The 15,580-nt window shown below is 59.8% G+C and carries 15 protein-coding genes and 1 riboswitch; of the genes, 7 read left to right on the plus strand and 8 right to left on the minus strand.

Going from position 1 to position 15,580, the window contains the following annotated elements:
* Positions 1–29: 29 nt before the first annotated feature.
* The 4 genes from ade (at position 30) to MN186_RS09970 (ending at position 4,706) form a co-directional block, all read left to right on the plus strand.
* A complete protein-coding gene (gene ade, locus MN186_RS09955; RefSeq protein ID WP_242114219.1) occupies positions 30–1,835 on the plus strand; it encodes an adenine deaminase in 1,806 nt (601 codons plus the stop codon).
* Complete coding sequence (locus MN186_RS09960) at positions 1,835–3,319, plus strand: AMP nucleosidase (RefSeq protein WP_242114220.1); 1,485 nt, start codon at positions 1,835–1,837, stop codon at positions 3,317–3,319. The genes ade and MN186_RS09960 overlap by 1 nt, the downstream gene beginning before the upstream one ends.
* Positions 3,320–3,458: 139 nt before the next feature.
* On the plus strand, positions 3,459–3,746 hold the full coding sequence (locus MN186_RS09965) for an HU family DNA-binding protein (protein WP_242114221.1): 288 nt from the start codon (positions 3,459–3,461) through the stop codon (positions 3,744–3,746).
* An 84-nt stretch (positions 3,747–3,830) separates the two neighbouring features.
* A complete protein-coding gene (locus tag MN186_RS09970; protein WP_242114222.1) occupies positions 3,831–4,706 on the plus strand; it encodes a DMT family transporter in 876 nt (291 codons plus the stop codon).
* A gap of 77 nt (positions 4,707–4,783) precedes the next feature.
* Here the strand turns inward: MN186_RS09970 and aroC are convergent, their stop codons facing one another.
* Both aroC and MN186_RS09980 read right to left on the minus strand, forming a co-directional pair.
* Complete coding sequence (gene aroC / locus MN186_RS09975) at positions 4,784–5,890, minus strand: chorismate synthase (protein ID WP_242114223.1); 1,107 nt, start codon at positions 5,888–5,890, stop codon at positions 4,784–4,786.
* Positions 5,891–5,953: 63 nt separating this feature from the next.
* A complete protein-coding gene (locus MN186_RS09980) occupies positions 5,954–6,955 on the minus strand; it encodes a DMT family transporter (RefSeq protein ID WP_242114224.1) in 1,002 nt (333 codons plus the stop codon).
* 51 nt (positions 6,956–7,006) lie between these two features.
* A riboswitch (TPP riboswitch) is annotated at positions 7,007–7,111 on the plus strand.
* Positions 7,112–7,147: 36 nt separating this feature from the next.
* Between MN186_RS09980 and MN186_RS09985 the strand changes: the two genes are divergently transcribed.
* Genes MN186_RS09985 through MN186_RS09995 form a run of 3 tightly spaced genes read left to right on the plus strand, consistent with a single transcriptional unit; the run spans position 7,148 to position 10,383 of the window.
* On the plus strand, positions 7,148–8,134 hold the full coding sequence (locus MN186_RS09985; RefSeq protein ID WP_242114225.1) for a thiamine ABC transporter substrate-binding protein: 987 nt from the start codon (positions 7,148–7,150) through the stop codon (positions 8,132–8,134).
* 1 nt (position 8,135) lies between these two features.
* A complete protein-coding gene (locus MN186_RS09990; protein ID WP_242114226.1) occupies positions 8,136–9,704 on the plus strand; it encodes a thiamine/thiamine pyrophosphate ABC transporter permease ThiP in 1,569 nt (522 codons plus the stop codon).
* Positions 9,691–10,383 (plus strand): thiamine ABC transporter ATP-binding protein, encoded by a 693-nt coding sequence (locus MN186_RS09995; protein WP_242114227.1) that lies wholly within the window; start codon positions 9,691–9,693, stop codon positions 10,381–10,383. The genes MN186_RS09990 and MN186_RS09995 overlap by 14 nt, the downstream gene beginning before the upstream one ends.
* Positions 10,384–10,448: 65 nt before the next feature.
* Here MN186_RS09995 and MN186_RS10000 read toward each other — a convergent pair whose 3' ends face one another.
* The 6 genes from MN186_RS10000 to mtaB all read right to left on the minus strand — a co-directional run bounded on the left by MN186_RS10000 (position 10,449) and on the right by mtaB (position 15,580).
* Complete coding sequence (locus MN186_RS10000) at positions 10,449–11,246, minus strand: cytochrome c1 (protein WP_242114228.1); 798 nt, start codon at positions 11,244–11,246, stop codon at positions 10,449–10,451.
* 17 nt (positions 11,247–11,263) lie between these two features.
* Positions 11,264–12,577 carry a cytochrome b gene (gene petB / locus MN186_RS10005; protein WP_242114229.1) on the minus strand — a complete coding sequence of 438 codons (1,314 nt, stop codon included), beginning with the start codon at positions 12,575–12,577 and terminating at the stop codon, positions 11,264–11,266.
* 11 nt (positions 12,578–12,588) lie between these two features.
* Entirely contained in the window at positions 12,589–13,152 is a 564-nt protein-coding gene (gene petA / locus MN186_RS10010; protein WP_242114230.1) for a ubiquinol-cytochrome c reductase iron-sulfur subunit, read from the minus strand.
* Positions 13,153–13,348: 196 nt separating this feature from the next.
* A complete protein-coding gene (locus MN186_RS10015) occupies positions 13,349–13,951 on the minus strand; it encodes a glutathione S-transferase (protein WP_242114231.1) in 603 nt (200 codons plus the stop codon).
* A gap of 3 nt (positions 13,952–13,954) precedes the next feature.
* On the minus strand, positions 13,955–14,233 hold the full coding sequence (locus MN186_RS10020; RefSeq protein WP_242114232.1) for a hypothetical protein: 279 nt from the start codon (positions 14,231–14,233) through the stop codon (positions 13,955–13,957).
* An 84-nt stretch (positions 14,234–14,317) separates the two neighbouring features.
* Positions 14,318–15,580 carry a tRNA (N(6)-L-threonylcarbamoyladenosine(37)-C(2))-methylthiotransferase MtaB gene (gene mtaB / locus MN186_RS10025; RefSeq protein ID WP_242114233.1) on the minus strand — a complete coding sequence of 421 codons (1,263 nt, stop codon included), beginning with the start codon at positions 15,578–15,580 and terminating at the stop codon, positions 14,318–14,320.

A 15,580-nucleotide genomic window follows, 5' to 3' on the forward strand; every position in this document is an offset into this window, starting at 1 on the left:
CTAACATGGGAAACTGGAACAATGAGATGATGGAACAGAGAAGTTTAAAACCGTGGTCTGACTGTGCCCCCCGCCTTGTCGCGGTGGCGGCGGGCCGTGAACCCGCCGATCTGGTAATCCGTGGCGGGCGTGTCGTGAATGTTCACAGCCGCGAGGTTCTGGACGATTGGCAGGTGGCCATTGCCGATGGGCGCTTTGCCTATGTCGGCCCCGACGCCAGCCATTGCATCGGTGACGTGACCAAGGTGATCGAGGCGGACGGGCAATACCTGATCCCGGGTCTTTGTGACGCGCACATGCATATCGAAAGCGGGATGCTGACGCCTGCCGAATTTGCCCGTGCCGTGATCCCGCATGGCACCACCAGCATGTTTACCGACCCGCATGAGATTGCGAATGTGCTGGGGCTTGAGGGGGTCAAGCTGATGCATGATGAGGCTCTGATGCAGCCCATCAACATCTTTACCCAGATGCCTTCGTGCGCGCCATCCGCGCCGGGGTTAGAAACGACCGGTGCAGAAATCACGCCCGAAGATGTGACCGAGGCGATGGAATGGCCGGGCATCATCGGACTGGGCGAGATGATGAATTTTCCTGGCGTTGTGAATGGCGACGCGCAGATGTTGGCCGAGATTGCGGCGACGCAAAGCGCGGGCAAGACCGTTGGTGGCCATTACGCCAGCCCTGATCTTGGCCCCGCTTTTCATGCTTATGCCGCCGGCGGTCCCGCCGATGATCACGAAGGCACCTGCGAAGCTGATGCGATTGCTCGCGTGCGGCAGGGGATGCGGTCTATGATGCGGTTGGGCTCGGCGTGGTATGACGTTGAAACGCAGATCACGGCGGTCACGGAAAAAGGTCTGGATCCGCGCAATTTCATCCTGTGCACCGATGATTGCCATTCGGGCACTCTGGTGAACGAGGGTCATATGAACCGTGTTCTGCGCCATGCGATTTCCTGCGGTTGCGATCCGCTGATTGCACTGCAAATGGCAACGATCAACACGGCCACGCATTTCGGGTTAGAGCGTGAATTAGGCTCTATTGCACCGGGGCGGCGGGCAGATTTGGTCCTGACCGATGATCTGACCGGCCTGCCGATCAACCGCGTCATTGCGCGCGGGGTGACGGTGGCCGAAGGCGGAAAGGTGACGGTCGACTGCCCGCATCTGGACTGGCCGAATTTTGCGCGTAAGACCGTGCGTCTGGGCAAACCGCTTGAAGATGCGGATTTCAAGATCGCGGCGCCTGACGGTGCGAACTCGGTCCGGGCCAAGGTCATCGGTGTTGTTGAAAACCAAGCTCCGACCAAGGCGCTGGTTCGTGATCTGGAAGTCGCAGACGGCGTGGTTCAGATGGATCAAGCCAACGACGTATGCCAGATCGCGCTGGTCGAACGCCACCGCGCGACGGGGGACGTTGTCAACGGTCTGGTGTCCGGCTTCGGGTATCAGGGGCAGATGGCGATTGCCTCGACCGTCGCGCATGACAGCCATCACATGATCGTCGTCGGCACCAGCCACGAGGATATGGCGCTGGCCGCCAACAGACTGGGCGAAGTCGGCGGCGGTGTTACCGTTTTCCGGGATGGCAAGGAACTGGCCTTAGTCGAACTTCCCATCGCTGGGCTGATGTCGGACGCCCCGGCGCACAAGGTTGCCGCCAAGGCCGACGCACTGGTTGCTGCGATGGCGGACTGTGGGTGTACCTTGAATAACGCCTATATGCAGCATTCGCTTCTGGCACTTGTCGTCATCCCCGAACTTCGCATTTCTGATTTGGGCCTTGTCGATGTCACCAAATTCGAACTGACCAATTTGATCGAGAATCCCTGATGCCTGCCAATTCAAACTCTATTCCCGTGATCACACCGCCAAGCGGCCCACACGAGACCTTCACTGACGCCAAGGCAGCTGTGCAAAGATTGCGGGATTTGTACGATCAGGCCTGCACGTTCTTGCGTGATCGTTTTGAACAATCGGCATCCGGCGACCAACCCGACACTCGTTTTCGTGCGTTTTATCCGCAGATCAGTCTGACAACGACCAGCCATGTGCAGATCGACACGCGGCTTAGCTTCGGTCACGTGGCGGCACCCGGGCGTTACAGCACGACGATTACGCGGCCGGATCTGTTTGAAAACTATCTGACCCAGCAAATTTCGCTTCTGTTGGAACACCACGACGTGCCGGTTCAGATCGGCTTCTCGGACACGCCCATCCCAGTGCATTTCGCGGTTGCGAACGACCCAAATATCACCGTTCCGCAAGAAGGAGTGATGAGTTTTCCGCTGCGCGACGTGTTCGATGTGCCGGATTTGGCCAGCACAAATGATGACATCGTGAATGGCGTGGCGTTAAAAGACGCGGATGGCGTTGCGCCGCTGGCCCCTTTCACCGCGCAACGGGTGGATTATTCGCTGGCGCGGCTGTCGCACTATACCGCGACCAAGCCCGAGGATTTTCAGAACCATGTTCTGTTCACCAACTATCAGTTTTATGTGGATGAGTTCGAAGCCTATGCCCGCCTGATGCTGGGTGACCCAAACAGCGGCTATGATGCGTTTGTCGGCCCTGGTCATCACAAAATCACGTCCCCTGATCAGGTGCTTCCGGTGCTGGCCAAACTGCCGCAGATGCCGTCGTATCACCTGAAACGGGCCGATGGGACGGGGATCACGCTTGTAAATATCGGCGTTGGCCCATCCAACGCCAAGACCGCCACCGACCATATCGCAGTTCTACGCCCTCACGCGTGGTTGATGGTCGGTCACTGCGCGGGGCTGCGTAACAGCCAAAGGTTGGGGGATTTTGTGCTGGCCCACGCCTATCTTCGCGAAGACAAGGCGCTGGACGACGATCTGCCCATTTGGGTGCCGATCCCGCCCTTGGCTGAAATCCAAATAGCGCTGGAACAGGCCGTGGCGCAGGTGACAAAGCTGGAAGGTTACGAGCTGAAGCGCATCATGCGAACGGGCACGGTGGCGTCGTTGGACAACCGAAATTGGGAATTGCGCGATCAATCCGGCCCTGTGCAACGGCTGAGCCAATCGCGCGCCATCGCGCTGGATATGGAAAGCGCGACGATTGCCGCCAACGGGTTTCGTTTCCGCGTTCCCTACGGCACGCTCTTGTGCGTATCCGATAAACCCTTGCACGGAGAGCTGAAACTGCCCGGCATGGCATCGGATTTTTATACCTCGCAGGTCGCACGGCACCTGCTGATCGGAATTCAGGCAATGGAATCCCTGCGCGACATGCCGATCGAGCGAATCCATAGCCGGAAACTCAGAAGCTTCGAAGAGACAGCATTCCTTTAGGTCAACAAGCGCGAAAACAGGCAAAAAAGCGCTATTTATTGGGGAAAACAGCATAACAAATCGTTGTGTCCCCCTGCTACATACAGTTAAATGCGCCCGATGAAGCCCAACAAATGGGTAAATGTGAGGAGTGTATTATATGTCGAAACCTATGACGAAGACCCAACTGGTCGCTACTCTGGCCGAAGAAATGGGCTCGGACAAGAAATCGGCGTCGAGCGCGCTGGACGGTATCATCAACATTATCACCAAGGAAGTGTCCAACGGCGGTGCCGTGACCCTGCCCGGTGTAGGCAAGATTTATTGCCGCGAGCGTCCCGCACGCATGGTGCGTAACCCCGCCACCGGCGAGCAAATCCACAAAGAAGCGGACAAGGTCGTGAAAATGACCATCGCAAAGGCTCTGAAAGACAGCGTGAACGGCTGATTTAGCGTCTTCGGGGCTTGTCCCCACTCAGGAATTCGGAAAGGGTCGCCCAAGTGGCGGCCCTTTTCTATTGCCGGAGGTAACATGGATCTGCGCGCAATCGTGATGGGGCTGGCCTTTGCCCTGATGTGGAGCTCGGCTTTCACGTCCGCACGCATCATCGTGGCGGATGCGCCGCCGCTGTATTCCTTGGCGCTCAGGTTTCTGATTTCCGGCCTGTTGGGCGTCATAATCGCCCGCGCGCTGGGCCAAAGCTGGAGGCTGACGCGCAACCAATGGCGGGCAGTGATCATTTTTGGCGTCTGCCAAAACGCACTGTACTTGGGATTGAATTTTGTGGCGATGCAGTGGGTCGAGGCCGGTCTTGCTTCGATCATCGCGTCGACCATGCCGCTGATGGTCGCGCTGGCGGGTTGGTTGGTTATGGGCGACCGAATGCGCCCCTTGGCGTTGATTGGCCTGCTGGCGGGTATGGTGGGGGTCGCGCTGATCATGGGGTCGCGGCTGTCGGGTGGCGTCGATGTGACGGGGGTCATCCTGTGTTTTGTCGGAGCAGGCGCGCTGACGGTGGCAACCCTTGCGGTGCGCACCGCGTCCTCGGGGGGCAACCTGATGATGATTGTCGGCTTGCAAATGTTTGTGGGTGCAGCTGTCTTGGCAGTAGTTGCGATCTTTTTGGAAAGCCCCGGTTTCGAACCAAGCCTGCGCCTTGGTCTTGCCTTCAGCTACACGGTGGTTGTTCCGGGGCTTCTGGCCACTTGGGTATGGTTTGCGTTGGTCGGGCGCATTGGCGCGGTCAAGGCGGCGACGTTCCACTTCCTCAACCCATTCTTCGGGGTTGCCATCGCGTGGCTGTTTCTGGGCGAAGCGCTGACCGTGATGGATTTCATCGGCGTTGCAATCATCACCGCCGGCATTCTGGCCGTCCAATTGTCAAAACAAGCGCCACCACAGTCCTGATATATCCCGTGGCTTCTTCTGGCCCGAAATATCCCCGCCGGAGGCCTCAAATCCGCCGCGCGCAGCGCGGCGTCCCTTTATCCGATCTTGCCGCGTACCCCTTCGCCCATCTGGGCACGGTGGAGCATAACATGATCAAGGATGACGCACGCCGCCATTGCTTCGCCCACGGGCACGGCGCGAATGCCGACGCAGGGGTCGTGGCGGCCCTTGGTGACAACCTCGACCGGTTCGCCTGATTTGGTGATCGACTGACGGGGCGTCAGGATCGAACTGGTGGGCTTTACCGCGAACCGAACGACAATATCCTGTCCGCTGGAAATCCCACCCAGTATGCCGCCCGCGTGGTTAGAGCTGAATACCGGGCCGTCATCCCCCATCAAAATTTCGTCCGCGTTCTCGGTGCCTTTCAGGCCCGCAGCCGCCATGCCTTCACCAATCTCGACACCTTTGACGGCGTTGATCGACATCATTGCGGCGGCTAAATCAGTGTCTAACTTGGCGTAGATCGGCGCGCCAAGGCCGGCAGGGGCGCCGCGTATCGCGACCTCGACGGCTGCGCCGACGCTGTCGTTTTCCTTGGTGCGCAGGTGGTGCAGATAGTCTTCCCATTCCTTGACGGCGCTATTGTCCGGCAGCCAAAACGGGTTTTGGTCAATCGCGTCCCAATCGAACTTATCGCGATCAAGGTGCAAAGCGCCCATCTGTGTCATGTAACCCTTGATCTGAAGCCCCGGCAGCAGCGCCTTCAGTGCCTCGCGCGCGACCCCACCGGCGGCCACACGCGCCGCTGTTTCACGCGCAGACGAACGTCCACCCCCGCGCGGGTCACGGATACCATATTTCTGCCAATAGGTGATGTCGGCGTGACCGGGGCGAAAGGTCTTTTCGATCTCGCCATAATCTTTCGACCTTTGGTCGGTGTTTTCGATCATCAACTGGATCGGCGTGCCGGTGGTTTTGCCTTCATACACCCCCGACAGGATGCGCACCTGGTCGGGTTCGTTGCGCTGGGTCGTGTGCTTGTTCTGGCCGGGGCGGCGTTTGTTCAGCCAGACTTGGATCATTTCAGGTTCCAGCGGCACACCGGGTGGGCAACCGTCGACCGTTGCGCCAAGCGCTGGCCCGTGGCTTTCGCCCCATGTGGTGACGCGGAAGATATGGCCAAAACTGTTCATCGACATGCGCAAGCTCCTTCGTTGTCAGGGTGATAGCGAAGGCGCGCGTGAAAGGGAAGCGCGCGCGCGTCAGCTTTGCGGGCGGCGATGTTTTGGCTTGGGGCTGGGGCCGGCGTCGTAACGCGGGTTCGGGTCGCGCAAAATCGGGTTGCGCATGGATACCGATGGCCGGCTTTCGCGCCAGACGATGAAGATGCCCGATGCGATGATGACAGACGCGCCTACGCCCACCCACATGTCGGGCCATTCTTCGAAGAAAAGCGCGCCGAACAGGGTGGCCCACAGGATTTGACTGTATTGCATGGGGGCGACCACTGCCGCAGGCGCGGCGCGATAAGCGGCGATGATCATCACCTGCGCGCCCACGGACAACACGCCAAGGCTGGCCAACATACCCAGTTGTGTCACTTCCATCGGCCGATAGACGAAGGGCAGGATCAGCGCCATGAATGTGATTGAGGACAGCATGGGATAAAGGATCATCACCGCTGTCCGCTCTTCCCCCCCGATCTTGCGCATGATGACGGATCCAAGGCTGGAACAGAACGCCGCGATCAAGGCGCAGATATGGCCGAACGAGATTTGAATGACGCCGGGCCTAAGGACGATCAGCACACCGATCAGGCCGACCATAACTGCAGCCCATCGCTGTGCGCGCACCGTTTCACCCAGCAAAAGTGCGGACATCGCGGTGATCAGAAGGGGGGTGGCGAACAGCAGGGCATAAACCTCGGCCAAGGGCAGGACGGTAAAGGCATAGAATGCTGCGGACATTGCGATCAACGATGTGGCCGACCGCAGAAGGATCAGCCAAGGATGACGCGGGCGGAAATTGTCCACCTGCCGGTCCGCCAGCATCAGAACGGACATCGGCACAAAGGCAAACAGCATCGCGAAAAAGATGATTTGGAAAACCGAAAAGTTGACGCCGAGCGTCTTGATCACGGCGTCATGCGTCGCGAACACGGCGAAGGCCGCGAAGGCAAAGCCCAGCCCCCTGAGGGGGGAATGTGATGCGTCCGACATGACGGCTCCGATCTGACGGATGATAGCGGTCACAATGCCGATCATGGCCGTTGCGTCAAGGGGGGCTTGCCAAACTGGGCCAAACCGGGCAGGACTCAGATGACCTCGGGGTGCTGGCTTGGGCTGGCTGAGATGCATGTTTGCGGACCCGTTGAACCTGAACCGGCTAAGACCGGCGGAGGGAAGGTAATTTGGATGTCCCAAATGCCACTCCGTCCGGCGCATTTGGAGGATGCCATGAAACAGACCCTTTCATTTGTCGCAGGACTTGCACTGATGGCCCAGGCGGCCACGGCGGAAACGCCAGTGTTGCGAGTCTATGCCCCCGATTACTTTGCGTCCGAATGGGGGCCAGGTCCGGGGATTGAACAGGGGTTCGAGGCCCGCTGCGACTGTGACCTGCAATTTATCACCGGCGACGTGCTGCCGCGCATCCTGCTGGAAGGTGACCGCACCGACGCCGACGTGGTGATCGGCCTGAACTCCGACGTCACTGTTCGCGCGCGCGCATCCGGCTTGTTTGCCCCGCACGCCCAGGATGTCAGCGGTCTGACCATGCCTGTGGATTGGACAGACGATGTGTTTCTGCCGTTCAACTACAGCTATGTGGCCTTCATATATGACAACACGAAGATGGACACGCCGCCCACCAGTTTCGACGCGCTGTTGGACATGCCGGACGATGTGAAGATCGTTCTGCAAGACCCGCGCAGCTCGATTTCCGGGCTGGCGCTGTTGCTGTGGGTCAAGTCGATCTATGGCGATGACGCGCCCAAAGCATGGGAGCGTCTGACCCCCAAGGTTCTGACCGTAACGCAAGGCTGGTCGGAAAGCTACGGCATGTTCACGGATGGCGAGGCCGACATGGTCCTGTCCTATTCCACCTCGCCCGCCTATCACATCATCGCCGAGGACGATACGAGCAAGTCTGCCGCGATCTTCGACGACGGGCATTATCTGTTCGTCGAACTTGCGGCCAAGCTTAAGACGACGGACCAGCCCGATCTGGCCGATGCGTTTCTTGATTATGTCCTGACCGAGGAATTTCAGACCGCTATTGCGACATCCAACTGGTCGTATCCGTCAAAGCTCGATCCGTCATTGCTGCCGGAAAAATTCAACCTGCTAGCTGTGCCGAATAAAGCGATCTTCTATTCCGAAGACGAGGCTGACGCCCTGCGCCGGCCCGCGCTGGATGAATGGTTGAAGGCGATCTCGAACTAGAATGCGGGGCGCGGGCCGGATAACGCGCCCCATCTGGGTGTCGCACTGGCCCGGCCTGCTGGCCGCCGGTCTGCTGGTGGTGCTGGTCTTTGGCACCCTCGTTGCCGTCGCCTTGCGGGCCGAAGGCGGACGGGGGCTTGGGCCGTCAGACTGGGCGGCAATCCGGTTCACGCTTTGGCAGGCGACCTTGTCCGCAGGCATCAGCGTCGTGCTGGCCATCCCCGTCGCCCGCGCGCTGGCCCGGCGCAGTTTTCCTGGCCGCATGGCGCTTGTCACCCTGCTGGGTGCGCCCTTTATCCTGCCGGTTATCGTGGCTGTTCTGGGTCTGATTGCCGTGTTCGGGCGCAGCGGGGTGATCAGCAAGGCGATCGGCGTGTTCGGGTTCGAACCGATTTCGGTCTATGGCTATCACGGTGTCATTCTGGCGCATGTGTTTTTCAACCTGCCGCTGGCGACTCGCCTGATCTTGCAAGGATGGCTGTCGATCCCCGCCGAACGCTTCCGGCTGGCCGCATCGCTTGGCATGGGGTCGCGTGACATCGCCCGCACGCTGGAACGCCCGATGCTGCGCGAGGTGATCCCCGGCGCGTTTTTGGTGATTTTCCTAATCTGCCTGACCTCATTTGCCGTGGCGCTGGCGTTGGGCGGGGGGCCGCGGGCCACGACGGTCGAGCTTGCAATTTATGAAGCGTTCAAGTTTGATTTTGACCTTGGCCGCGCGGCGCTGCTGGCGCTGATCCAGTTTGCGATGGGGGCAAGTGCAGCGCTGATTGCGTTTCGCGTGACCATGCCGGGGGATATGGGAACCGGGCTTGATCGGGCGGTGCAGCGTTGGGATGACGGCCTTGTGCAGCGGGTTTTGGATGTGGTCGTCGTGACGTTTGCCAGCCTGTTTCTGCTGCTGCCCCTGACAATGGTTGTGCTGGCAGGCGTGCCGGGGCTGACCACGTTGCCTGCGTCGATTTTTCAGGCGGCCGGGCGGTCGCTTGCGGTGGCATTGGGTTCGGCGGTCCTGACCTTGGCGCTTGCCTTGCCGATTGCGGCTTTGGTCGTGCAACGCGGGGCACGACTGGTCGAGGGGTTGGGATATCTGACCATCGCCGCCTCGCCTTTGGTTGTCGGGACGGGGTTGTTCCTGATCCTGTTTCCGTTCATCAAACCCTCGGACCTTGCGTTGCCGGTGACGGCACTTGTGAACGCGGCGATGAGCTTGCCGTTTGCCCTGCGCGCCCTTGTGCCTGCGTTGACGGCGGTCGAGCGGGACTATGGTGCGCTGGCGGATGCCTTGGGGATGCACGGGCTGACGCGGGTGCGGCTGTTATGGCTGCCGCGCCTGCGCCGCCCGATTGGGTTTGCACTGGGGTTGGCGGCGGCGCTGTCGATGGGCGATCTTGGGGTCATCGCGATGTTTGCTGATGCACAGGGGGCGACGCTTCCGTTGCAGATGTATCGCCTTATGACAGCTTACCGGATGGATGATGCGGCGGCGGCAGGGCTGCTATTGCTGGGGCTGTCGCTGGCTCTGTTCTGGATTTTTGACCGCGGAGGACGCGTGGATGCTGACACTTGAAGATGCGTGGGTTGATCTGGGTGATTTCACGCTCGCCGCTGACTTCAGCGTGTCCGAGGGGCGGCGCGTGGCCGTACTGGGGCCATCAGGTGCGGGCAAGTCCACCTTGCTGGCCATGATCGCGGGGTTTCAACCGCTGAGCCGTGGCAGGGTGATGTGGCGCGGGTCGCCTATGGCCGATGATCCGGCGGCGCGCCCCATCAGCATGGTGTTTCAGGACAATAACCTGTTTCCCCACCTGTCCGTCACGCAGAACGTGGGCCTTGGCCTGCGGCCTGATTTGCGGTTGATGCGCGAAGATCACAAAAGGGTCGAGGCTGCCTTGGGCCGTGTCGGGCTTGCGGGTAAAGGCGCGCGCAAACCGGCGCAATTGTCGGGTGGACAGATCGCGCGGGTGGCTCTTGCGCGCGTGTTGCTGCGTGATCGCTCGATTCTGTTGCTGGATGAACCTTTCGACGCCCTGGGGCCAGCGCTTCGCGTTGAGATGCTCGACCTTGTGGCCGAATTGGCGACCGAGACACAGGCGACAATGTTGATGGTCAGCCATAACCCCGAAGATGCGCGCCGCATAGCGGACGAGGTCATACTGGTCGAAGGCGGACGCGCGCACGCCCCGGTGCCGACCGCACAAATGTTTGACGATCCACCCGCCGCGCTGCGCGATTATCTGGGCGTGTAACCGCGGCCGATTGGCAAAAGAAAAGGGCGCCCGAAAGCGCCCTTTTTTATTCTTTATGTCGAACCTTACAGATCCAGATGCTTGCCCTTATGCGGGGCCCACAGTTTCTTGTTGGTCAGATACAGAAGCGATGTCAGAAGCACCAATAGCAGGACAGAGACGAACCCAGCTTGTTTGCGGGCCATCATCTTAGGCTCTGCCGTCCACATCAGGAAGGCCGACACGTCCTTGGCCATGTCGCGGGCAGTGTTGCTGTGGCCGTCATCATAGTCGATCAGACCATCTTCCAACTGTGGCGCCATCGACACCCAGCCACCGGGGAAAGCGGTATTTTCGTACAGGAAGGTGCCGGCGATTTCGTCTTCTTCTCCGGTGAAGCCCAAGAGGAAGCTGGCGATATATTCAGCGCCGCCCATACCGCGGAACAGCTGGTTCAGGCCCGTTCCCGCCGGGCCGTGGAAGCCCGCGCGTGCCTTCGCCATCAAGGACAGGTCCGGGCCCATCCCTTCGCCGGACACAGCGGGGAAGAAATCCGATGGTTTCGCCGGACGGTCTTCGTCCAGTTCCGCATCATAGACGAAGAAATGTTCGGCGGCGTAGTCGCGCACTTCGTCTTCGGTATAGTTCGGGCCACCGGGGTCTGCCAATGTGCGCAGCGGCACATAGCGCAGGCCGTGGCAGGCCGCGCAGACCTCGGTATAAATCTTCAGGCCGCGACGCAGCTGTTCTTGATCATAGGTGCCGAACGGGCCTTCAAACGAAAACGCGAAGTCTTCGATGTGGCCTTCATCGCCAGCTGCAAGTGCGCCACCAGTGGCAAGCGCCAGCGCGACGACAGCGGATGTTGCGAGTTTCTTGATCATTGATCCTAGATCCTTTCTCACTCGGCTGCGCCGGGATAGTGGGCGTTGAAGTCTTCCTCGATCGTGGCCGGCGGCGTCGTGGGTTTTTCAAACAGACCCAGAAGCGGCAGGATGACAAGGAAGTATGCGAACCAGTAGGTGGCGCCAATCAGCGAAATCCAATCATGCGGGAATTCCGTGTCGCGTGCGCCGACCCACATCAGAACCATGAAGTCGATGATCAGCAAACGGAACCACCACTTGAACGCCGGACGATACTGACCCGAGCGAACCGACGAGGTGTCCAGCCACGGCGCCAGCGCCATCACGAAGATTGCACCGAACATGGCGACCACGCCGAAGAACTTCGCATCGACGATACCACCGGTCAGGAAGCTGACCGCTTGCACGGCCCAAACGTCGGCGGTGAAGGCACGCAGGATCGCGTAGAAGGGCAGGTAATACCATTCCGGCACGATATGTGCGGGCGTCGACAGCGGGTTGGCTTCGATATAGTTGTCGGGGTGGCCCAGATAGTTGGGCATGAAACCGACAATCGCGAAGAAGATGATCAGCACGATGCCAAGGCCAACCAGGTCCTTGATGACGAAGTAGGGCCAGAAGGGCAGGGTGTCTTTCTCGGCCTCTTCTTTCGATCCGGTGCGCACAGGCACACCCGTCGGGTTGTTGTTACCCGTGGTGTGGAACGCCCAGATGTGAACGGCAACAAGTGCGGCGATCACGAAGGGCAGCAGATAGTGCAGCGAGAAGAAGCGGTTCAGCGTGGCGTTATCCACGGCCGGCCCACCCAGCAGCCAAGTTTGCAGGCCTTCACCGATGAACGGGATGGCGCCAAACAGGCCGGTGATGACGGTTGCGCCCCAGAAGGACATCTGACCCCAAGGCAGAACGTAGCCCAGGAAGCCGGTGGCCATCATCATCAGGTAAATCAACATGCCGATGATCCACGTCACTTCGCGCGGGGCCTTGTAAGAACCGTAGAACAGGCCGCGGAAGATGTGGATGTAAACTGCCACGAAGAACAGCGAAGCACCGTTAGAGTGAACATAGCGCAGCATATGCCCGCCGTTCACGTCACGCATAATGTGTTCGATCGACGCAAACGCCATGTCGACATGCGGGGTATAGTGCATGACCAGAATGATACCGGTTACGATTTGCATCACCAGACAGAAGGTCAAAACGATGCCCCAGATCCACCACCAGTTCAGGTTCTTGGGTGTGGGGATCATCAGCGTGTCATACAGAAGCCCAACCACGGGAAGCCGCTTGTCGAGCCATTTTTCGAACCCTGATTTGGGTTCGTAATGATCATGAGGAATTCCGGACATATAAGCCTCCCTTAGCCCAGTTTGATCGTCGTTTCGTCGACAAACTCGGCGACGGGAACGGGCAGGTTTTCGGGTGCTGGACCCTTACGGATACGACCAGATGCGTCGTAGTGCGAACCATGGCACGGGCAATACCAACCCTGATAGTCGCCAGCGCCGTCGCCCAAAGGCACACAGCCCAAGTGGGTGCACACACCCATCATGACCAACCATTCGCCTTTTTCGTCCATGGTGCGGTTTGCGTCATCCGCAGACAACGTTGCGTCGACGTTGTCATTGCGGGCAAACTTGTCGGGCAGGTTAGCTGCATCCTGTTCGCGGGCCAGTTCGATTTCTTCGTCCGTGCGACGACGGATGAACACCGGCTTGCCCAACCATTTGACTGTCAGCTGTGTGCCCGGCTCAATGCCTGAGATATCCACGCGGATTGAGCTAAGCGCCTTCACGTCAGCAGAGGGGTTCATCTGATTGACCATTGGCCAAACTGCGGCACCGGCCGTTACGGCTGCGGCACCACCTGTTGCATAATAAAGGAAATCCCGGCGGGTTCCTTCGTGGTCGTCGGCTTGTGACAAGAGCGCATCTCCCTAGCTAGGTCGCAGAATTGCAACCGACACGACAGTAAACCGCCCAAGAAAGCGGTCCGTTTTGCGGCTGTTTATCCAAGGAATTGCGCCCCGTCCAGAAGTCATTAGAGCGCAGGTGCGGCTTTTCAAGGTCATGATGCTGGATAGTGACGGCAATCGGGCCGGGAATCGGGCGAGGGGCGATTCAGATCGGAGCAGTGGTCTGGAAGCTGTCGCGCTGCGAGAAGGCAGCGAACCAGTTATTCAGAGAATCGCGACCTTTGCGCCAGTCGCGGTCTGCGTGACGGAAATCAAGATAACCCAACGCACACCCGACCGAGATTTGCGCCATGTCCAGCGGCCCGGACAAATGGCTGATCCACCGGGTGTCAAGCGCGTCCAGCGCGCCTGCGATCTTGCCCCACTGCGCGTCCACCCAGCCTTCGAACTGCATGTCCTCGGGGCGGCAGCGGGTCTCATAGACCATCAGTACACCGGCATCCATGATCGCATCGCCGGTCGCTTCAAGGGTCAGAACCTCCCATATCCGGTCGTCGGGATAGAGGTTGCTGCCAGCGCGGGCATCCAGAAACCGCGTCACTACGCGGCTGTCATAAAGGGTCGGCCCGTCAGTGCGGATCAGTGCGGGGATCTTGGACAGCGGGTTGGCGGCGGTCAGTTGCGGGTTGGGTGCGGTGGGGGACGAGGCAACCTCGACCAACTCAACCTCGTCCTGCTGGCCGGTCTCAAGGATCAGCATCCGAGCCTTGCGCGCAAAGGGCGAGGCGGGCGAATAGACAAGCTGCATGGATCAAACCTTTCGAAAGCGGATGCGGGTCAAGCTGACCGCGTCGATCTCTATGCCCGGTCCGTCAGTGCCCAAGCGAATCACGCGGCGCATACGGGCCGTAGCGTTCATTTGTTCATCATCGCGACGGGTCGTCACGCCTTCGGGCGCGGTGTCCAGCGTGTCTTCCACGCTTTGATCACGCGGTGCGCGTTCGATGGACCGGGCCAGCGCATATGTGGCGACGGCGACGGAACCATAGCGGATCGCGAAAGCCGCAATCGGGGCGATAGGTAAGGGCATGTGATCCTCCTTCACATAGAATGTAGGGGCGACGGGGCGGCATGTCCACTTTTCTGCGTGGGACGGCAGCCGAATGTCGGTCGATCAGACCACTAATTGCTGTTCGTCAGTGCAGATCGGAATAGCTGTAACAATGGTCCCTTCGACCTGTGGTGTCTGAAACGTCACCTCTGCAAATTGCTCGGTCCGGCCCATGGTGGGATTTTCTATCAAGATGCGGTGTTTCTGCCCGACTTGGGCGGCCAGATGCCGTTTGGCCTGAGCGTCACCAGCGGCACGCAGTCGCGCGGCGCGATCCTTGATGACCGTGCCGTTGAGCTGTGTGGGAATCTTCGCCGCGGGCGTGCCTTCGCGTTTTGAGTAGGGAAAGACATGCAACCATGTCAGGTCGCACTCAGCCACCAGCTTTAAGCTGTTTTCAAAATGCGCGTCCGTTTCGGTCGGGAAACCCGCGATAATGTCGGCGCCGAAGGTGATGCCGGGGCGCAGGCGGCGCGCTTCTTCACAAAACGCGATGGCGTCGTCGCGCAGGTGGCGGCGCTTCATACGCTTCAGGATCATATCATCGCCGTGCTGAAGGCTCAGATGCAAATGCGGCATCAGGCGCGGCTCGGAGGCAATCGCCAGCATCAGGTTGTCATCTGCCTCGATGGAATCGATCGAGCTGATGCGCAGACGCGGCAGGTCAGGCACCAGACGCAAGATGCGCATGACCAGATCACCCAAACGCGGCCCGCCCGGCAGATCGGCGCCCCAACTTGTCAGGTCCACGCCGGTCAGCACGACCTCGTTGAACCCTTTGTCCACAAGGCGCTTGATCTGATCGACGACGACACCCGCAGGCACGCTGCGCGAGTTGCCCCGACCATAGGGGATAATGCAGAATGTGCAGCGGTGATCGCAACCATTCTGGACCTGCACATAGGCGCGGCTTCGCGTGCCGAACCCGTCGATCAGATGGCTGGCGGTTTCGGTCACGGACATGATGTCGTTGACCTGCACACGCTCGGTATCGCCGATCAGGTCCGGGGCAAGGCCCGCCCATGTCTCGGGCGCCATCTTTTCGTGGTTTCCGATGACGGTGTCGACCTCGTCCATATTTGCGAAGGTTTCGGGTTCGGTCTGAGCGGCGCAACCGGTGACAATCACCTTGGCGTCCGGGTGTTCCCGGCGCAGCTTGCGAATTTCCTGACGCGCCTTGCGCACGGCTTCGGCGGTGACGGCGCAGGTATTGACCACCACGGCACCTTCGACACCCGCCTCATCGGCCAGTCGCTTCATCGCCTCGGTTTCATAGGCGTTCAGACGACAGCCAAGTGTCGCAAAGACAGGGGGGGTGGTGCTCAT

It is taken from the genome of Aliiroseovarius sediminis, assembly GCF_022678485.1.
Classification (GTDB): Bacteria; Pseudomonadota; Alphaproteobacteria; order Rhodobacterales; family Rhodobacteraceae; genus Aliiroseovarius; species Aliiroseovarius sediminis.